Source organism: Streptomyces aquilus (assembly GCF_003955715.1).
GTDB classification, from domain to species: domain Bacteria; phylum Actinomycetota; class Actinomycetes; order Streptomycetales; family Streptomycetaceae; genus Streptomyces; species Streptomyces aquilus.
The window spans coordinates 7446157-7464432 of record NZ_CP034463.1 but is presented as its reverse complement, the minus strand read 5'-3'; the positions used below and the strand labels follow the sequence as shown (position 1 = coordinate 7464432).

Genomic DNA, 18276 nt, shown 5'->3' with positions numbered 1-18276 from the left:
ATCGGCAGGCGATGGGCGGGCAGGTGGCAGTAGTCGGATCAGGCTCGCTTGAGGTGGACGGCGACCGTCTCGCTGACGCTCACCGGCTGGTCGTAGTCCGGGTCCGTCGCCGTTGCCCGGCCCTCGACCTCGACGTCACCGCGCTGGAAGGGAACGTCACCGGTGGGTACGGCCGTCGCGGTCCAGGCCGCCGCGGTGCCCGGCGTGCAGGAGACGGAGGTGCTGAAGGAGCCGCGGATGATCTTCCGGTTCTTCACCTGGGTGACGTCACCCGCCACGTCTACCCGCACCGGCTTGTTGCAGCTCACCGTCCCGTGCACGGTGGCCTTGCCGTTCAGGGTGCTCGCGGTGCCGTCCAGGGCCACGGCGAGGCCGAGGTCGAGCTCCGCGGGCGGGGCCGGGTTGTCGATGTGGACCTCGCCGCGGGCCGCGGGGGTGAATCCCTCACAGTGCTGGACGAAGCTGGCATCGAGCTTTTTGACGTAACCCTGCGGGCCGAGCTCCACGTCGGTGATGGTGAACTCGCCGGTGAGCGTGTTGCAGCCGCGTCCGTTCCCGCTGAGGCTCAGGCCGGGCTCGGCCGACCCGTTGAACGGGTAGCGGGTGGCTCCGGTGTAGGTCCCCGGCGCGAGGGTCTGGCCGGACGGCGCCGTGAGGTCCAGGGACCACCAGTCGCCGTGCGCGCCGTCGAGGTTGAGGTGGACGCCGTTCCCGGCGGTGTCGGCGGAGATGTTCAGCCGGTCCTGGGACGCGGTCGAGTAGGAGTAGGACTGGCCGCCGCTGATGTAGTCGCCCTCGTCGCCGCTGAAGGCGAACGTCCCGTCGGTGACGGGCAGGGCGTGCGCCTCGGTGCCGGACAGCAGACCGGTCGTACCGGCGGCCATGCTCAGGGTCAGTGCGAGGACGGCCGTAGCTCGGGCCAGGACGCGTGCGGGCGCGCTGATTCTCATGGATATCCCCCTGCTGATGAAGTGCCCCGTCGCCGGTGGGAGCGCTCTCCCCGCACCGGCGCGGCGAGTCTGCCAAGGAGTGGGGAACACGACAACCGTGTTTCAGGAGACGACAGTTGTGGTTTCGGCCAACCCCTGGGACCGGCGCGCACCGAACTCCCGGCCCGCCCTATTCCGGCGCCGTCGCCTTCAGCGCCAGCCACAGCTCCATCCGTACGTCCGGATCGTCCAGGGAGCGGCCGAGGATCTCCTCCACCCGCCGCATCCGGTACCGCAGGGTGTGCCGGTGGACGCCCAGGTCCGCGGCCGCCGCGTCCCACTGGCCGTGCCGGGACAGCCAGGCCCGCAGGGAGGCGACCAGGTCCCCGCGGCCGGTCGCGTCGTGCTCGTGCAGCGCCCGCAGCAGGCCGTCCGCGAAGGCCTTCACCGCGTCGTCGGCGAGCAGCGGCAGCACCGAACCCGCCGCCAGCTGCTCGTGCTCCACGTACACCCGGCCCCGCCGCCGGGCCACGGACAGCGCCTGCTCGGCCTGCTTGTACGCGGCCCCCGCGGCCACCGGCCCCACGGGCGCCGACACTCCGACGACGAGTTCCTCGCCCTCGCCCTGGTCGCCCGCCCGAGCCGCCTCCACCGTGGCCCCGTACTCCCCGCACGCCTCGACGGCCGCTCCCCCGTCCGCGGCCAGCACCACCAGCCGCTCGCCCTCGGGCACGACCAGCACGGCCTCCCCGGCCCGCGCCGCCGCCGACTCCACGGCCTCGGTGAGCGCCCCCAGCGGATCGCCGTCGGCGCCGCCCGCCTCGGGCCCCCGCAGCGCCGACCCCACCTCGGCGATCACCACCCGGAACGGCGCGTCCAGCAGCGCCCCGTACAGGTCCCCGGCCACGCCCCGGGCGTGGTCCGGCTCCCCGGCCAGCAGCATGCGCAGCACCGCCGCGCCGATCCGCTGCTCGGCGGCGTGCAGCGACCGTGACCGCTCCGTCGTGAGCGTCAGCAGGGCGATCGCGGAATGGACGGCGTACCGCTCGGCCGTGCCGAGAGCCGAGGCGGTGCCGACCGCGAGCGCGGCCCGGGGCCGCCGGCCCGTGCCCAGGGAGTGCAGTTCGACGCGGTCCTCGTCCGCCGGGCCCGCGACCACCGACGACGCCGGTGCGGGCCGCTCGCGCAGCCGCTCCACGTCCGCGGTCAGCCGCGCGGCCCGCCGTCCGGCCCACTCGGGCGCGGTGGCGACGACGGCGCCCGAGGCGTCGTACAGCGCCGTCCACCCGTCGACCTGCGCGGCGAGCGCGGCGAGCAGCCCCTCGGGACCCTCCACGAGCGCCTGCTTGGTCAGCTCGCGCTGGGCGGCGAATCCCGCCGTCACCGCGCGGTACTGGTCGGCGGCGATGGCGGCGGAGACGGCCTTGCTGATGGCGAGGAACGGGGTGCGCCGGGGGACCTCCAGCAACGGCAGCCCCTCCGCCTCCGCCGCGTCCACCAGCGCCTCGGGGATGTCCTCGTAATTGACCCCGACCGCGAAGCCGAGCCCGACGACCCCGGCGCCGACCAGCCGCTTCACGTACCGCCGCATCGCCTCCGGGTCCTCGGCGTCCAGCTTGAGCGCGGTGATCAGCAGCAGCTCCCCGCCCTCCATGTACGGGACGGGGTCGGCGAGCTCGCTGACGTGCGCCCAGCGCACGGGGACGTCGAGGCGGTCCTCGCCCGCGCGCACGGTCAGCTTGAGCGCGGAGTGGTGGACGAGCGAGGCGAGGGTGGGAGGCATGAGGCCTTCAGATCGGTGAGGTGGGGCCGAGGTGACGGGTGAGGTGGGCCATGGTGATCATTTGGCCGCGGTGTATGAACGGCCTGTGCCGATTCTGCCTCACCGTACGGTCCGGCTCAGCCCCTCAGATCCACCAGGAGCGGCGGCGCGTGCTCCCCCTTCACCGTGGTCAGCGACAGCACCGCGTGCCCCGGCGGCACCGCGTGCGCCAGTTCGGACGCCGACCAGCGCTCCCGCTCCACCTGGCGGACGGTGACCGCCTCCGTGGTCACGGCCTTGCCGGTGACCAGCTTGCGCAGGGAGTGCATGAGCCGGGTCATCGGCTGGTCGGCGAAGACGGTGTGCTGGGCGACGTCCTTGGTCTCCACCCACTCCGTGCCCCAGGCCTCGGCGAAGCGGCTGCCGTCCCAGGTCGTCACCCCGGACAGCGCCATCCGGCAGCCGACCGCCCCGTACAGCGGCCCGTGCAGGGCCTCGGGCACGTCGGAGACCGAGCGCAGCGCCAGCACCACGCCGGCGTTCTGCGAGCGCAGCCGCTGGATCCGGCGCAGCGACCCGGGGGTGACGGTGCCGGTGGCGTCGTCGAGGACGAGGCTCACGAAGTGGTCGCGGACCCCCTCGCCTTCCTGCGCGACCCGCGCGAACTGGGCCAGCACCAGCCGGGCGAGCAGCCGCGCGGCCTCCTCGTGGCCGTGCCGGGGCAGGTCGATGCGGACCCGGAGCGGGTGGTGGGCGACGGCGCGCAGGGAGAACGGTCGGATGGCGTCGCCACCGGAGCCGAAGCCGGCGGAGCCGAAGAAGCCGTCGAACGCGGGCCGGTCCAGCAGGGCAAGCCGGTCGGCGAGCGCCGGACCGGGGTCACCGGGGGCGCCGGTCTGCCGGACGCGGGCGTCCAGCTCACGGCGCATCGCCGCGTACCGGTCGTCGGCGAGCCGCGCGCGGAGGTCGGCGAGGCCGGCGGGGTCCCCTTCGAGCAGTTCACGCAGCACGGGCAGGGTCGGGAAGCGCCCGTACGCGGCCCGGTAGGGGCCGAGCAGCTGGGCGAGGGGCCGTACGGCGCGCTCGGCGCCCACGGTGTCGAGGTCGCCGGCCAGCGCCTCGGCGAGGAACCCGGCCGCCTCGTCGGGGTCGTCGACCTCGGCGTAGGGGTCGAGGTCGTGCACGGAGGCGGGGTCGCCGACGCGGACCACCACGTCGTAGGCGGAGTCGGCCCCGAGCGGCGTTCCCGCGCCGCACACCACGACGACGGCGCAGCTTCCGGTGAGGGCCTGGAGCGTCAGGGACTCCGCGACCGGGGCGATCACCTGCCGGGTCTTGCCGGCGCCGGACGGGCCGACGACCAGCAGTGAGGTGCGCAGGGTCTCCGGTCCGAGGGCGGCGCCGACCCCGCCGTACGCCAGCGGGGTGCGCTCGGCCTCGGCCCAGCGGCCGATGCGGACCTGTCCGGTGAGCAGGTCGTGCCGGGCGGCGCGGTGGGCGAGGTCGCGGGCGCCGGAGGGGTGGGTGAAGGCGGCGGCGCCCTGCCGCAGCACCGTGTCCGTGAAGTCGGCGAGCCGGCCCAGCCGTCGGGCCCGGGTCCAGCCGTGCTCGATGCGGGCGCAGTCCACGTCGTTCATCCGCCCGGCGAGCAGCTCACCGGCGAGCAGGTCGGCGGCCTGGTACTGGCCGGCCTCGCGCAGCTCGGGCCAGCGGGCGCGGGGCTGTTCGGCGACGACGGCCGGGTCCTGGCCGTGCGGGGCGCGACGGCGGTCGGCGAGCCAGGTGCGGGCGAGCGGCAGCCAGCCGCCGAGGCGGGCGAAGGGCAGCAGGACGAGCAGGGTGATGAGGGTGTAGAGCAGGTCCGTGAGCCACGGCGACATGAAGATCTCGGACCCACCACTGAGCAGGATCAGGGAGAACAGCGGCCTCACCACGGGCACGGGATTCCAGCCGACGACCGGGAAAGCATCCGGAAAGACGAAGCTTAGGGCGATCAAAGCACCCAGGGCAGCGATGAGTGCCCGAGCGGGTTGAGGTTTCTGCCCCACGAAGTAACGGGCGAAAGTCAGCAAACTGCCCAGACGAATCACAATGTAGACAAGGACAGCGAAAGAGATGCCGCTGTAGATCTCCAGAGCGTGCTCACCCGGATTCGGAATCGCCTGCCCCTCTAGCTCTCTGGGCGAGGCGAGCGTGCCGCCCCACCACCAGTCGTCCGGTGTGAACAGCCGCAGCACCGTGAACTCGTACGGCACCTCGCCGCGCCGCCAGAAGGACCAGAACACGATGCCGACGACGAGCGGGATCAGCATGCCCGCGACGGTCACCGGGGAGAGCCGCTCGGCCTTCCGGGCCGCCTTCGGCCGCTGGTAGCCGAACCGCCAGATGCCGGGCTCGGCCTCGGGGCGCCTCTCGTTGAGCCAGTTGGCCACCAGCGCGCCGGGGCTGTGTCCCGGCTGCGGCGGCACCCTCGGCGCGTCCGGTGGTCCCGCCGGACGAGGCACCGGGTTCGCATGCGTACCCCGCGCGTCCTGCGTCCCGTCGCTGTCCATCGCCCCTGCTCCCTGACCAGCCGTTCCGTCCACCGTCAGCGGTCAATCTAACGCCCTCGCAAGGGGAGTTCACCGCTAAGAGCCCGTGTCATACCCCCCGGCCGGGCGCCCGCGCCGGCCCACCGGTCGGCGCCGCTATGTCCACCACGGACAAACCCCACCCCCTGACACCGCCCACATGGAGCATGCCCACCCCCCGCTCCCCGCCCTAGCCTGCGAGAAAAGAGTCATGCGTCCGCAAGACGTTCGGTAAGACCCCGTACGCCACACCCCCAGGAGCCCCTCATGAGCGCACTTCCGCAGGAGCGCCGGATCGTCACCGCCATCCCCGGCCCGAAGTCGCAGGAGTTGCAGGCCCGCCGCCTCGAAGCGGTCGCGCAGGGCGTCGGCTCGGTGCTGCCCGTGTTCACCGCGCGGGCGGGCGGCGGCATCATCGAGGACGTCGACGGCAACCGGCTCATCGACTTCGGCTCCGGCATCGCGGTGACCAGCGTCGGCGCCTCCGCCGAGGCCGTCGTACGCCGCGCGAGCGCCCAGCTCGCCGACTTCACCCACACCTGTTTCATGGTCACCCCGTACGAGGGCTACGTGGAGGTCGCGGAGGCGCTGGCCGAGCTGACCCCGGGTGACCACGCCAAGAAGTCCGCGCTGTTCAACTCCGGCGCCGAGGCCGTCGAGAACGCCGTCAAGATCGCGCGTGCGTACACCAAGCGCCAGGCCGTCGTCGTCTTCGACCACGGCTACCACGGCCGTACGAACCTCACCATGGCGCTGACCGCGAAGAACATGCCGTACAAGCACGGCTTCGGGCCCTTCGCCCCCGAGGTGTACCGCGTGCCGGTCGCCTACGGCTACCGCTGGCCCACCGGTGCCGAGAACGCCGGCCCCGAGGCCGCCGCGCAGGCCATCGACCAGATCACCAAGCAGGTCGGCCCGGACAACGTCGCCGCGATCATCATCGAGCCGGTGCTCGGTGAGGGCGGCTTCATCGAGCCCGCCAAGGGCTTCCTGCCGGCGATCCGCCAGTTCGCCGCCGACAACGGCATCGTCTTCGTCGCGGATGAGATCCAGAGCGGGTTCTGCCGTACCGGGCAGTGGTTCGCCTGCGAGGACGAGGGCATCGTCCCGGACCTGATCACCACCGCCAAGGGCATCGCGGGCGGTCTGCCGCTCGCCGCCGTCACCGGCCGCGCCGAGATCATGGACGCCGCGCACGCCGGTGGCCTGGGCGGTACGTACGGCGGCAACCCGGTCGCCTGCGCCGGTGCGCTCGGCTCCATCGAGACGATGAAGGAGCTGGACCTCAACGCCAAGGCGAAGAACATCGAGGCGATCATGAAGGCCCGCCTCGGGGCCATGGCCGAGAAGTTCGACCTCATCGGCGACGTCCGCGGCCGTGGCGCGATGATCGCCATCGAGCTGGTGAAGGACCGCGCCACCAAGGAGCCGAACCCGGAGGCCACCGCCGCGCTCGCCAAGGCCTGCCACCAGGAGGGCCTGCTGGTCCTCACCTGTGGCACCTACGGCAACGTGCTGCGCTTCCTGCCCCCGCTCGTCATCGGCGAGGACCTCCTCAACGAGGGCCTCGACATCATCGAGCAGGCCTTCGCCCGCATCTGAACGAAACCGCTGTGTTCACAGCCGTCCCAGGCGTGAACGCACAGCGGATTCCGGGTCTGGGGCGGCCGACTGCAGAGGGTGTGAAGAAGGTGTGCGAGGTGCATGGCAGGACCCGGTTCCGGCTGTCAGACGCCTGCTCGCTGCCGTAGGTTCTACCCAGATGAGAGATACACCCCGCCCACAGGGGACTGTGGGCGACATCAGGCCGGGGCCTCCCCAGCTTCGACCTGGTCGTGCCCTCGCGCACACAACCGGAGCCTCCGGCTTCGGATCTCCTCACCGATCGGACGGTCACGCGCCCCAAACCCCCCGGGGCGCGCGACGATCCGGTCCGGACGGCCGCCCCGGAACCACCCCCCCTGTTCCGGGGCGGCCGACCTCCTTCTTTCTCCTCCTTCTCGGGCTTCCGGCCCTCCTCCTCGCGCTGATCACCTGGCAGGTCGTGGCCGACGGCCCCCTGCTCCGCCTGGACGAGCGCGTCAGCCGCGCCCTCCTGCACCCGGACCGCGCCTCCGAACTCCTCGCCGACCTCGGCAACATCCAGGTGGCGGTGCCGATCCTCGCCGTCGTCCTGGTGTACGTGGCGCTGCGCGCGCGGCGTACCGGTACAGACCGCTGGTGGGTGCCGGCCACCGCAGGGGCCGTTCTGATGGCCCTGGTCCCGGCCCTGATCGTTCCGCTCAAGGAACTGACCGCCCGCCACGGCACCCCTGTCATGCCGCCCGGACCCGGCTACTTCCCCTCGGGCCACACCGCCACGGCCGCCGTCGCGTACGGCTCCGCGACGCTGCTGCTCCTGCCGTGGCTCCGGACCGCGTGGGCCCGCCGCGCCCTCGTCGCGCTCTGCGCGCTCGCCGTGCTCGGCGTCTCCTTCGGGCTGGTCCGGCGCGGTTACCACTGGCCGCTGGACGTCGTCGCCAGCTGGTTCCTGTGCGCGGTGCTGCTCGGGTCGCTGTGGCTCTTCCTCAACCGGCGGCCACGATCCAGCCCTTCCGCGGAACACTCCTGACCAGCCCGCGTTCCCTGAGCACCTGGTAGGCGCGCTCACCGACCCACACCGCGACGCCTTCCGAGGCGGCGAGCTTCCTGGGGCTGGGCAGCCGTTCGCCCGGGAGCATGCGGCCCGCCGTGATGTCGGCGCAGAGACGGTCGGCCAGCCGGGTCCAGCTCTCCTCGGGGCGGCCGTTGTACGTGTCGTTGTGGCGAGGCCGCTCCGCCCTGATGGCGTCGCGCTCGGCCGCCGCCGCGTCGGCCGGGTACTCGATCCTGATGCCGATGACATCGGGACCCCACGGCTTGTCCCGCAGATGGGTGCGGACCCGGGTGAGCGGACAGGTCGAGATGCCGACGTACAGCAGGCCCTCGACGCCGTAGAGGCGGTACAGCGCCGTCCCGCGCCCCGCGTAGAGGCTGCCTTCCTCGTCGAACAGGCCGCGCAGGAACTGGCTGTCTATGTCGGTCATACGGCCCGGCTCCTTCGCGTCGTCAGGATTCCGGCCGTATCAAAGTAGTCGGCTGAGGACAGCCGGGGACACCTTCTCCGAACAGTTGTCCGCGTCGGCCGCACGGGCGGCCGACGAGATGTCGGACGAAGGACGTGCGACGAGGCGTCACGGAGTCACGGTGTGCTGTCGGGAAGGGGGAGTGCGACAGCCGTGTGACGGTGCGCCCGTCGGACGGTCAGCCTTCGTCGTCCGTGGCCAGCCCCGCCGCCGCCTCGTGCATCGCCAGTTCGAGGAGCGCCGGATCGGTGAGGGTGCCGGAGCCGTCCGGCGGGACCAGCCAGCGGACCCCGCCGGTGGAGCGTCCGGGATACGGCACGACGATCCAGGTGCCCGCACCGGCCGTGCGGATCCCCGTGCCGACCCAGCGCGCGGCGGTGCCGGGCGGCACCAGGAACCCCATCCGCGCGTCGCCGAAGTCGACCAGCACCGGGCCGGGCTGGTCGATGATGCGGGTGAGGACGTCGAGCGTGGGATAGCCGAGCTCGCCCGGCAGGATGAGCACGTCCCAGGCCTTGCCGGCGGGCAGCAACGCGACCCCGAGGGGGTTGCGTTCCCACTCCCAGCGGCAGGCCTCGGGATCCGGAGCCACCGATGCCAGCCACTCGACCGCCGTCTTCGCCCCAGTCATGAGGGGACCTCCCTTTCCTACGTGGACGCGGAGCGCGTCACGAGGGAGAGGGAGGTCCTGGGCAGGCATTACGCGGGTTTCGGCATTTTGTTGAAGTGAACTGGGTCACACCCTGAATGCGCCCCCCGCATGAGCGGGGTCAGCTGTCGAAGCCCAGCCCCAGCCGGTCCATGGTCTTCAGCCACAGGTTGCGCCGGCCGCCGTGCGAGTCCGCCCGCGCCAGCGACCACTTGGTCAGCGCGATGCCGGTCCAGGCGAACGGCTCGGGCGGGAACGGCAGCGGCTTCTTGCGGACCATCTCCAGGGAGGTCCGCTCGGTGGTCTCCCCCGCCAGCAGGTCCAGCATCACGTCCGCGCCGAACCGGGTCGCGCCGACACCGAGGCCCGTATAGCCCGCCGCATAGGCGACGTTGCCGTGGTGGGCGGTCCCGAAGAAGGCCGAGAAGCGCGAGCAGGTGTCGATCGCGCCGCCCCACGCGTGGGTGAACCGGACGCCCTCAAGCTGCGGGAAGCAGGTGAAGAAGTGGTCGGCGAGCTTGGCGTAGGTCTCCGGCCGGTCGTCGTACTCGGCGCGCACCCGGCCGCCGTACTGGTAGACGGCGTCGTAACCGCCCCACAGGATCCGGTTGTCGGCGGAGAGCCGGAAGTAGTGGAACTGGTTGGCCGAGTCCCCGAGGCCCTGCCGGTTCCGCCAGCCGATCTCCTTGAGCTGGTCGTCGGTGAGCGGCTCGGTCATCAGCGCGTAGTCGTAGACCGGGACGGTGTACGAGCGCACGCGCTTGACCAGGTTGGGGAAGATGTTGGTGCCGAGCGCGACCTTCCGGGCCCGGACCGACCCGTAGGGGGTGCGTACGGCCATGCCGGCGCCGTACGGCTTCAGGGTCAGGGCGGGGGTGTGCTCGTAGACGCGGACGCCGAGCTGCACACAGGCCCGCTTCAGACCCCAGGCCAGCTTGGCCGGGTTGAGCATGGCGACGCCCCGGCGGTCGTACAGCCCCGCCTGGAAGGTCGGCGAGTCGACCTGTTCCCGCACCGCCTCCGCGTCCAGGAACTCCACGCCCTCGGCGAGGCCCTGGCGCTGCATCTCCTCGTACCAGTCGCGCAGTTCCCACGCCTGGTACGTCTCGGTGGCGACGTCGATCTCGCCGGTGCGCTCGAAGTCGCAGTCGAGGGAGTAGCGGGCGACCGCCTTCTCGATCTCGTCGAGGTTGCGGGCGCCCAGCTCCTCCAGCCGGTGGATCTCGTCCGGCCAGCGGGTCAGCCCGTTGCCCAGACCGTGGGTGAGGGAGGCGGCGCAGAAGCCGCCGTTGCGGCCCGAGGCGGCCCAGCCCACCTCGCGGCCCTCCAGCAGGACCACGTCCCGCCGCGGGTCGCGCTCCTTGGCGAGGAGCGCGGTCCACAGTCCGCTGTAGCCGCCGCCGACGACCAGCAGGTCGCAGGTCTCGGGGCCGGTGAGGGCGGGCTCGGGGTGGGGCTTGCCGGGGTCGTCCAGCCAGTACGGGACCGGCTGGGCTTCGGAAAGTGCCTTGATCGAATGACTGCCACGGCTCATGGCGCTTGGGGCCATGATTTCAACTCCCTACAGAGCGTTGCGCGGTAAAGGCTTACGCCTTTTGCTTGTTACGGCGACTGGTGACGACCATAGAGGTCAGGACCAGCAGTACGGCGACCAGGAACATGGCCGTACCGATCACGTTGATCTGAACGGGCGTACCGCGCTGTGCCGAGCCCCAGACGAACATGGGGAAGGTGACGGTCGAGCCCGCGTTGAAATTGGTGATGATGAAATCGTCGAAGGAGAGCGCGAAGGCGAGCAGCGCGCCCGCCGCGATTCCGGGGGCGGCGATCGGCAGGGTGACCCGGACGAAGGTCTGGAACGGGCCCGCGTAGAGGTCCTGGGCCGCCTGTTCGAGACGCGGGTCCATCGACATCACGCGTGCCTTCACCGCCGTCACCACGAAGCTCAGGCAGAACATGATGTGGGCGATGAGGATCGTCCAGAAGCCCAGCTGCGCGCCCATGTTGAGGAACAGGGTGAGCAGCGAGGCGGCCATGACGACCTCGGGCATCGCCATCGGCAGGAAGATCAGCGAGTTCACGGCGCCGCGGGCGCGGAACCGGTAGCGGACCAGGGCGAAGGCGATCATCGTGCCGAGGACGGTGGCGCCGATCGTCGCGAACGCCGCGATCCGGAGGCTGATCGACAGCGAGCCGCACATGCCGGCGACGCCGCACGGGTCTTTCCAGGCGTCCGTGGAGAACTGCTGCCATTCGTAGTTGAAGCGCCCCTTCGGTTTGTTGAAGGAGAACACCGTGACGACGACGTTCGGCAGCAGGAGATATCCGAGCGTCAGCAGTCCCGCGATGACGACGAGATTGCGCTTGAGCCAGTTGACGAAGGCCATCTAAACCAGATCCTCCGTCCCGGACTTGCGGATGTAGACGGTGACCATCACGAGAATGGCGGCCATGAGAATGAAGGAGAGCGCGGCCGCTGTCGGGTAGTCGAGAATGCGCAGGAACTGCGACTGGATGACGTTTCCGACCATGCGGGTGTCCGTGGAGCCGAGCAGATCGGCGTTGACGTAGTCACCGGCCGCCGGGATGAACGTCAGCAGCGTGCCGGAGACGACGCCCGGCATCGACAGCGGGAAGGTCACCTTGCGGAACGTGGTGACCGGCTTGGCGTACAGGTCGCCGGCGGCCTCGTGGAGGCGGGTGTCGATGCGTTCCAGCGAGGTGTAGAGCGGCAGGATCATGAACGGCAGGAAGTTGTACGTCAGACCGCAGACGACCGCCAGCGGGGTGGCCAGCACCCGGTCGCCGGTGGTCCAGCCGAGCCAGCTGGTGACGTCCAGGACGTGCAGCGAGTTCAGGGCTCCGACGACCGGGCCGCCGTCCGCGAGGATCGTCTTCCAGGCGAGGGTGCGGATCAGGAAGCTGGTGAAGAACGGCGCGATCACCAGGATCATGATCAGGTTCCGCCAGCGGCCCGCCCGGAAGGCGATGAGGTACGCGAGCGGGTAGCCGAGGACCAGGCAGAGGATCGTCGCCGAGCCGGCGTAGAGGATCGAGCGCAGGTACTGCGGCCAGTACTCGGACAGGGCGTCCCAGTAGGTGGCGAAGTGCCAGGTGACCTTGTAGCCCTCCTCCAGGGAGCCCGTCTGCACGGACGTGGAGGCCTGGTAGACCATCGGCAGCGCGAAGAAGACGACCAGCCACAGCATGCCGGGCAGCAGCAGCCAGTACGGCACGAGCCGGCCCCGCTTGCGCGGGGGCTTCTTCTCCGGTGCGGTCGGGGCGAGAGGCGGCGGCGCCTCCGTCAGCGTCGCCATCAGGCCGCCGCCCCTTCCTCGACACCGGCGTCGATGTCCTGGGCGGCGTCGAGGCCGAAGGTGTGCGCCGGGCTCCAGTGCAGGACGACGTCGGCGCCGGGGGTCAGCCGGGAGTCCCGCTCGATGTTCTGGACGTAGACCTCGAACTCGGGGCAGACCGCGCTGTCGATGACGTACTGCGTGGAGACGCCGATGAAACTGCTGTGGGCGATCTTGCCGGTGATGCGGTTGCGGCCCTCCGGGATCTCGCCCGCGTCGTCGGCGTGGGTGAGGGAGATCTTCTCCGGGCGGACGCCGACCAGCACCTTGCCGCCGGTCGTCGTGGGCGCGGAACATCGCGACTCGGGCAGCACCAGCTTGCCGCCGCCGGCCTTCAACACGATGTCGTCGCCGTTCTTCGTGTCGACCTCGGCCTCGATGAGGTTGGAGGTGCCGAGGAAGTTGGCGACGAACGTCGTCTGCGGGTTCTCGTACAGGTCGCTCGGCGAGCCGAGCTGCTCCACCCGCCCCGCGTTCATCACGGCGACCGTGTCGGCCATGGTCATGGCCTCCTCCTGGTCGTGCGTGACATGCACGAAGGTGATGCCGACCTCGGTCTGGATGCGCTTGAGCTCCAGCTGCATCTGGCGGCGCAGCTTGAGGTCGAGGGCGCCGAGGGGCTCGTCGAGGAGGAGCACCTTGGGGTGGTTGATGAGGGCACGGGCGACGGCGACCCGCTGCTGCTGGCCGCCGGAGAGCTGGTGCGGCTTCTTGCGGGCCTGCTCACCGAGCTGGACGAGCTCCAGCATGTCCTCGACCTGCTTCTTGACGCTCTTGATGCCACGCCGGCGCAGACCGAAGGCGACGTTCTCGAAGATGTCGAGGTGCGGGAAGAGGGCGTACGACTGGAAGACGGTGTTCACCGGCCGCTTGTAGGGCGGCAGGTGGGTGACCTCCTGGTCACCGAGGAACACGGTGCCGGTCGTCGGCTCCTCCAGGCCCGCGATCATCCGCAGGGTGGTGGTCTTGCCGCAGCCGGAGGCACCGAGCAGGGCGAAGAAGGAGCCCTGCGGCACGGTCAGGTCCAGCGGCTGTACGGCCGTGAAGCCGTTGTCGTACGTCTTGCTGATGCCCGAGAGGCGGACGTCCCCGCCGGTTTCGTTCTTGTTCGTCACGGTGGTCACGCCCCAGTCAGCTTCGCGAACTTCTGCTCGAACTCGGTCTCTTCCTTCGAGCTCAGCGAGCGGAAGGCGTGAGACTTCGCGGCCATGGCCTTGTCCGGGATGATCAGCGGGTTGTTCGCCGCATCCGGGTCGATCTTCGCCAGCTCGGCCTTCACCCCGTCGACCGGCGACACGTAGTTGATGTACGCGGCGAGTTCGGCGGCCGGCTGGGGCTCGTAGTAGAAGTCGATGAGCCGCTCGGCGTTCGTCTTGTGCCGGGCCTTGTTCGGGATCAGGAAGTTGTCGGTCGACGTCATGTATCCGCTGTCCGGGATGATGAAGTCGATGTCCGGGCTGTCGGCCTTCAGCTGGACGACGTCACCGGCCCAGGCGATACAGGCCGCGAAGTCGCCGCTGGTCAGGTCGGAGGTGTAGTCGTTGCCGGTGAAGCGGCGGATCTGGCCCTTGTCGACGGCCTTCTGCATCCGGGCGATCGCCGCGTCGTAGTCGTCGGCGGTGAAGTTCGCCGGGTCCTTGCCCATGTCGAGCAGGGTCATGCCGACGCTGTCACGCATCTCGGAGAGGAAGCCGACGCGCCCCTTGAGCTTGGGGTTGTCGAGCAGGTCGGAGACCGACTTCACCTCGACGCCGTCCAGCGCCTTCTTGTTGTAGGCGATGACGGTCGAGATGCCCTGCCAGACGTACGAGTACGCGCGTCCCGGGTCCCAGTCGGGGTCACGGAACTGGGCCGACAGGTTGGCGTAGGCGTGCGGCAGGTTGGAGGCGTCCAGTTTCTGGACCCAGCCGAGGCGGATGAGGCGGGCCGCGAGCCAGTCGGTGAGGACGATGATGTCGCGGCCGGTGTCCTGGCCCGCCGCGAGCTGCGGCTTGATCTTGCCGAAGAACTCGACGTTGTCGTTGATGTCCTCGGTGTACTTGACCGAGATACCGGTCCGCTTCTTGAACTGGTCGAGCGTGGGGTGGTGCTTCTCGCTCTCGTCCACGTCGATGTACTCGGTCCAGTTGGAGAAGTTGACGACCTTCTCCTTGGCCGAGTGGTCCTCTGCGGAGACGCCGCCCTGGGTGTTGCCGGCCGCGGGGATGCCGCAGCCGGTCAGCGCCCCGAGGCCGCCGACCGCGAGCGCGCCGCCCGCGGAGGCGCGCAGCAAGGAACGCCGGGTCATGGCGGCCCGGCCATTGCGGAAGCTGCGCCGTATGGCGGCCACTTGGGCCGGGCTCAGGCGGTCGGGCTCGTACTGCTCCATGCGCGTGGTGCCCTTTCGGAGGGTCGGCCGCGGGTCGGGCGGCCTGATTCAGCTAACGGTCCCCGAAGATCGTGCGGTGCCAGTCCTTCCTGGCGACCGCCGTATTGTCGAACATGACGTGCTTGATCTGGGTGTACTCCTCGAACGAGTACGAGGACATGTCCTTGCCGAAGCCGGACGCCTTGTAGCCGCCGTGGGGCATCTCGCTGATGATCGGGATGTGGTCGTTGACCCACACACACCCCGCCTTGATCTCGCGGGTCGCCCGGTTCGCCCGGTAGACGTCCCGGCTCCAGGCGGAGGCCGCGAGTCCGTACGGGGTGTCGTTGGCGAGCGCGATCCCCTCGTCGTCGCTGTCGAAGGGCAGGACGACCAGGACCGGCCCGAAGAGCTCGGACTGGACGATCTCACTGTCCTGGGCGGCGTCGGCGACGAGGGTGGGCCGGTAGTAGGCGCCCTTGGCGAGCTCCCCTTCCGGTGTCTCGCCGCCGGTCACCACGCGCGCGTAGGCGCGCGCACGGTCGACGAAGGCGGCGACCCGGTCCCGCTGGACGTGCGAGATGAGCGGGCCGAGGTCGGTGCCGGCGGCGAAGGGGTCACCCAGCCGCACGGTCTCCATGAGAGCGGCCGTCTTCTCGACGAACGCCTCGTAGAGGGGCCGCTGCACGTACGCGCGCGTGGCGGCGGTGCAGTCCTGGCCGGTGTTGATGAGCGCGCCGGCGACCGCGCCGTTGACGGCGGCGTCCAGGTCGGCGTCGTCGAAGACGACGAAGGGCGCCTTGCCGCCCAGCTCCAGATGGATGCGCTTGACGGTCGCGGTGGCGATCTCGGCGACGCGCTTCCCCACCGCCGTGGACCCGGTGAAGGAGGTCATGGCGACGGCGGGGTGGCCCACGAGATGCTCGCCGGCCTCCTTGCCCGTCCCGGTGACGATGTTGATGACACCGTCGGGGATGCCGGCGTCGGTGGCCGCCTGCGCGAACAGCAGCGAGGTCAGGGGCGTGAGCTCGGCGGGCTTGAGGACGATGGTGTTACCGGCGGCGACGGCCGGAAGGATCTTCCAGGCGGCCATCTGCAACGGATAGTTCCAGGGCGCGATGGACCCGACGACACCGATCGGCTCCCGCCGCACGTACGACGTGTGGTCACCGGAGTACTCCCCGGCGGACTGCCCCTGGAGGTGCCGTGCGGCACCGGCGAAGAAGGCCGTGTTGTCGATGGTCCCCGGGACGTCGAACTCACGGGTCAGCTTCAGCGGCTTGCCGCACTGGAGGGACTCCGCGCGGGCGAATTCCTCGGCCCGCTCGGCGAGGACGGCGGCGAAGCGGTGCAGGGCGTCGGAGCGCTCACCGGGGGTGGTGGCCGCCCAGCCGGGGAACGCCGCGCGGGCGGCGGCGACGGCCGCGTCCACGTCCGCCGGGCCGGCCAGCTCGTACGTGTACACCTCCTCGCCGGTCGACGGGTCGACGACCGCGTGCGTCCGACCGGAGGTGCCCTTGGTCAGCCGGCCCGCGATGAACTGCGCACCGTCCGCGAGGCGCTCCTGCGCGGGGAACCGGTCCGAGATGCCGGGGGTTTCCGGGGTGGCGTTGCCCGGGTTGTGCATGTCGCTCGCTCTCCTCCGCCGCCGACCCGTGTTCACAGGCGGTGGGCGTAGCTCCAGCTCGATTTGAGTGCCGATCCTGACAGAGCAAATGCCGTCCAACAAGTGATTCCGTTGTTGCCTTTTGGTTACGCGACGGAATCTGTCGACCAGGTGTCGAGCGAGGGAGGAAAAGGAAGGACGGAGTGTCAGTGGCGCCTGCCAGACTCGCATGCATGACGAAGATCGATTCTCGGGACGCGCTGGTCAGGGCGGTCGCGGCAGGGGCGAGAGTCAAGTACCTCCACTTCTGGGGACACCGGCCCTTGCCCGACGGCCGCATCGGCGCGAGCTGTCTGAGCCAGTGGTGGCCGTCACGGTTCGTGGTGGACGGAGTGACGTATGAGACGGCCGAGCACTGGATGATGGCCGGCAAGGCGCGGCTGTTCGGCGACGCGGAGGCGGAGCGGCGGGTGCTGGCGGCGGGCCATCCGTCGCTGGCGAAGAAGGCCGGCCGCCTGGTCCGGGACTTCGACGAGGAGATCTGGCAGCGCGAGCGCTTCGGGATCGTCGTCGAGGGCAGCGTCCACAAGTTCGCCTCCGACGCCCGGCTGCGGGAGTTCCTGCTGAGCACCGGGGAGCGGGTGCTGGTGGAGGCCAGCCCGGTGGACCGGGTGTGGGGCATCGGCCTGGCGGCGACGGACGAGGCGGCGTCGGATCCGGAGCGGTGGCGGGGGCCGAACCTGTTGGGGTTCGCGCTGATGGAGGCGCGGGGGCGGTTGCGGGCCGGGGCGGGCCAGTCCGCCTAGGTCACTACGAGGAGGACGAGCATCCCCACGCCCAGCACGATCCCGGCGGCTCCGCAGATGATCCCGGCCAGGGCCTGACCGGCGTTGGTGGCCATGCCCTTGCTCGCCTTGCCGCGGCCGATCGAGCCGAAGATCACGCCGAGGATGCCCAGGACGATGGCCACCGGCCACAGGCAGAACACGATCGCCGAGAGGATGCCGAGCACGAGCCCGGCGGTGCCCATGCCGTTGGCGGGCAGCGGCTGCGTGCCGGGCCAGCCGTAATAGCCCTGGTGCTGGCCCGGGTAACCCTGGGCTTGCGCCGGGTAACCCTGCGGCTGGCCGGGGTAGCCGTAGCCGCCGCCCGGATAGCCGTAGGGCACCTGACCGGGGCCGTCCGGGGCGATGGGGGGCGGGGGGACGGCGGCGCCCTGGGCGTAGGGGGGCGGGCCGGTGGGGCCCGTGGGGCCGGCGGGGGGTGCGAAGGGGTTCGGCGGGGTTGCGGGGGACGGTGAGGTGAAGGGGGCGGGGCCGGCCGGGCCGGTGGGTGCGGCGAAGGGGGTCGAGGCCGACGCGGCTTGCGGTGCGGCGAAGGGGTTCGAGGGCGACGGGGCTTGGGGTGCGGCGAAGGGGTTGGGCTGGGCCGTCCCGGCCGGAGGGGTCGAGGCGTGCGGCGGGGCGAAGGGATGTGCGGCGCCGTCCCCCGGCGTGCTCGGCGTGCTCGGAGCGCCGGGCGCGGCGAAGGGGTTGGCCCATGGCTGCGGTGCGGGTACGCCGCTGTCTTCCGTCGGTGTGGCGGCGGGCCCCGGGGGCACCCCGTCCGCCCCCGGCATCGACGTGACCGTCTGCTGGTCGTGGACGGACGGAGGCGGCCAGGAGAGCGGACCGTCGGGCAGGGAAACGACGGTGCCCCCGGGTCCACCGGCAGCGCCCGGCGAACCCGAACCGTCCCCCGACAGCGGCACGTCCTCCACGGACACCGTAGGCACCGCCCCCGCGTCATCGGCCGGCGGTGCCCAGGGGTCCGGCTCGACCGACGCCCTGCCGACGGCCTCCCCGTCCGGCCTGGCCGGCCCCATCTCGGGTGCCCGCGACGAGGTCGACCGGTCCCGGGTCGGGTCCGGGGTCTGCGCCTCGTCGGACATGCGTGGGTTCCCCTCGGTTCGGA

The 18276-nt window shown here is 71.1% G+C and carries 15 protein-coding genes; 3 read left to right on the top strand and 12 right to left on the bottom strand.

Features of this window, described 5'->3' with window-relative positions:
• Nucleotides 1–38: 38 nt before the first annotated feature.
• The 3 genes from EJC51_RS34540 to EJC51_RS34530 form a co-directional block, all read right to left on the bottom strand.
• A complete protein-coding gene (locus EJC51_RS34540) occupies nucleotides 39–950 on the bottom strand; it encodes a hypothetical protein (protein ID WP_126274636.1) in 912 nt (303 codons plus the stop codon).
• A gap of 169 nt (nucleotides 951–1119) precedes the next feature.
• Nucleotides 1120–2712: a PucR family transcriptional regulator gene (locus EJC51_RS34535; protein WP_126274635.1), complete on the bottom strand. Its 1593-nt coding sequence runs from the start codon at nucleotides 2710–2712 to the stop codon at nucleotides 1120–1122.
• Between the two features lie 116 nt (nucleotides 2713–2828).
• Entirely contained in the window at nucleotides 2829–5243 is a 2415-nt protein-coding gene (locus EJC51_RS34530; RefSeq protein WP_126274634.1) for a type IV secretory system conjugative DNA transfer family protein, read from the bottom strand.
• A gap of 285 nt (nucleotides 5244–5528) precedes the next feature.
• Between EJC51_RS34530 and gabT the strand changes: the two genes are divergently transcribed.
• Both gabT and EJC51_RS34520 read left to right on the top strand, forming a co-directional pair.
• Nucleotides 5529–6863 carry a 4-aminobutyrate--2-oxoglutarate transaminase gene (gene gabT / locus EJC51_RS34525; RefSeq protein ID WP_126274633.1) on the top strand — a complete coding sequence of 445 codons (1335 nt, stop codon included), beginning with the start codon at nucleotides 5529–5531 and terminating at the stop codon, nucleotides 6861–6863.
• Between the two features lie 190 nt (nucleotides 6864–7053).
• Nucleotides 7054–7872, top strand: a complete 819-nt coding sequence (locus tag EJC51_RS34520) for a phosphatase PAP2 family protein (RefSeq protein WP_244363502.1) — start codon at nucleotides 7054–7056, stop codon at nucleotides 7870–7872.
• Here the strand turns inward: EJC51_RS34520 and EJC51_RS34515 are convergent.
• From EJC51_RS34515 to EJC51_RS34480, 8 genes are all read right to left on the bottom strand, one after another.
• Entirely contained in the window at nucleotides 7829–8326 is a 498-nt protein-coding gene (locus EJC51_RS34515) for a GntR family transcriptional regulator (RefSeq protein ID WP_126274631.1), read from the bottom strand. The two genes, EJC51_RS34520 and EJC51_RS34515, sit on opposite strands and share 44 nt — an antisense overlap.
• Before the next feature lie 217 nt (nucleotides 8327–8543).
• Nucleotides 8544–8996: a hypothetical protein gene (locus EJC51_RS34510; RefSeq protein WP_097269524.1), complete on the bottom strand. Its 453-nt coding sequence runs from the start codon at nucleotides 8994–8996 to the stop codon at nucleotides 8544–8546.
• Nucleotides 8997–9135: 139 nt separating this feature from the next.
• Nucleotides 9136–10563, bottom strand: a complete 1428-nt coding sequence (locus EJC51_RS34505) for an NAD(P)/FAD-dependent oxidoreductase (RefSeq protein WP_126274630.1) — start codon at nucleotides 10561–10563, stop codon at nucleotides 9136–9138.
• Between the two features lie 37 nt (nucleotides 10564–10600).
• Nucleotides 10601–11401 (bottom strand): ABC transporter permease, encoded by an 801-nt coding sequence (locus EJC51_RS34500; protein WP_126274629.1) that lies wholly within the window; start codon nucleotides 11399–11401, stop codon nucleotides 10601–10603.
• On the bottom strand, nucleotides 11402–12331 hold the full coding sequence (locus tag EJC51_RS34495; protein ID WP_126274628.1) for an ABC transporter permease: 930 nt from the start codon (nucleotides 12329–12331) through the stop codon (nucleotides 11402–11404). It abuts the gene before it with no gap.
• Nucleotides 12331–13494, bottom strand: a complete 1164-nt coding sequence (locus tag EJC51_RS34490) for an ABC transporter ATP-binding protein (protein ID WP_126274627.1) — start codon at nucleotides 13492–13494, stop codon at nucleotides 12331–12333. Before EJC51_RS34490 ends, EJC51_RS34495 begins: the two co-directional genes overlap by 1 nt.
• Nucleotides 13491–14738: an ABC transporter substrate-binding protein gene (locus tag EJC51_RS34485; protein ID WP_126274626.1), complete on the bottom strand. Its 1248-nt coding sequence runs from the start codon at nucleotides 14736–14738 to the stop codon at nucleotides 13491–13493. Before EJC51_RS34485 ends, EJC51_RS34490 begins: the two co-directional genes overlap by 4 nt.
• 52 nt (nucleotides 14739–14790) lie before the next feature.
• On the bottom strand, nucleotides 14791–16344 hold the full coding sequence (locus EJC51_RS34480; protein WP_126274625.1) for a gamma-aminobutyraldehyde dehydrogenase: 1554 nt from the start codon (nucleotides 16342–16344) through the stop codon (nucleotides 14791–14793).
• Nucleotides 16345–16556: 212 nt separating this feature from the next.
• Here EJC51_RS34480 and EJC51_RS34475 point away from each other — a divergent pair, with 212 nt between their 5' ends.
• Nucleotides 16557–17129 carry an NADAR family protein gene (locus EJC51_RS34475; protein WP_126274624.1) on the top strand — a complete coding sequence of 191 codons (573 nt, stop codon included), beginning with the start codon at nucleotides 16557–16559 and terminating at the stop codon, nucleotides 17127–17129.
• On the opposite strand, the gene EJC51_RS49250 is transcribed toward EJC51_RS34475, so the two are convergent.
• Nucleotides 17126–18253, bottom strand: a complete 1128-nt coding sequence (locus tag EJC51_RS49250) for a hypothetical protein (protein WP_279631364.1) — start codon at nucleotides 18251–18253, stop codon at nucleotides 17126–17128. The two genes, EJC51_RS34475 and EJC51_RS49250, sit on opposite strands and share 4 nt — an antisense overlap.
• Nucleotides 18254–18276 lie beyond the last annotated feature (23 nt).

Coding starts and splice junctions, on each gene's coding strand:
- EJC51_RS34505 (WP_126274630.1), bottom strand. CDS start 10,563: ATGGCCCCAAGCGCCATGAGCCGTGGCAGTCATTCGATCAAGGCACTT.
- EJC51_RS34535 (WP_126274635.1), bottom strand. CDS start 2,712: ATGCCTCCCACCCTCGCCTCGCTCGTCCACCACTCCGCGCTCAAGCTG.
- EJC51_RS34540 (WP_126274636.1), bottom strand. CDS start 950: ATGAGAATCAGCGCGCCCGCACGCGTCCTGGCCCGAGCTACGGCCGTC.
- EJC51_RS34515 (WP_126274631.1), bottom strand. CDS start 8,326: ATGACCGACATAGACAGCCAGTTCCTGCGCGGCCTGTTCGACGAGGAA.
- EJC51_RS49250 (WP_279631364.1), bottom strand. CDS start 18,253: ATGTCCGACGAGGCGCAGACCCCGGACCCGACCCGGGACCGGTCGACC.
- gabT (WP_126274633.1), top strand. CDS start 5,529: ATGAGCGCACTTCCGCAGGAGCGCCGGATCGTCACCGCCATCCCCGGC.
- EJC51_RS34495 (WP_126274628.1), bottom strand. CDS start 12,331: ATGGCGACGCTGACGGAGGCGCCGCCGCCTCTCGCCCCGACCGCACCG.
- EJC51_RS34500 (WP_126274629.1), bottom strand. CDS start 11,401: ATGGCCTTCGTCAACTGGCTCAAGCGCAATCTCGTCGTCATCGCGGGA.
- EJC51_RS34530 (WP_126274634.1), bottom strand. CDS start 5,243: ATGGACAGCGACGGGACGCAGGACGCGCGGGGTACGCATGCGAACCCG.
- EJC51_RS34480 (WP_126274625.1), bottom strand. CDS start 16,344: ATGCACAACCCGGGCAACGCCACCCCGGAAACCCCCGGCATCTCGGAC.
- EJC51_RS34475 (WP_126274624.1), top strand. CDS start 16,557: ATGACGAAGATCGATTCTCGGGACGCGCTGGTCAGGGCGGTCGCGGCA.
- EJC51_RS34510 (WP_097269524.1), bottom strand. CDS start 8,996: ATGACTGGGGCGAAGACGGCGGTCGAGTGGCTGGCATCGGTGGCTCCG.
- EJC51_RS34485 (WP_126274626.1), bottom strand. CDS start 14,738: ATGGAGCAGTACGAGCCCGACCGCCTGAGCCCGGCCCAAGTGGCCGCC.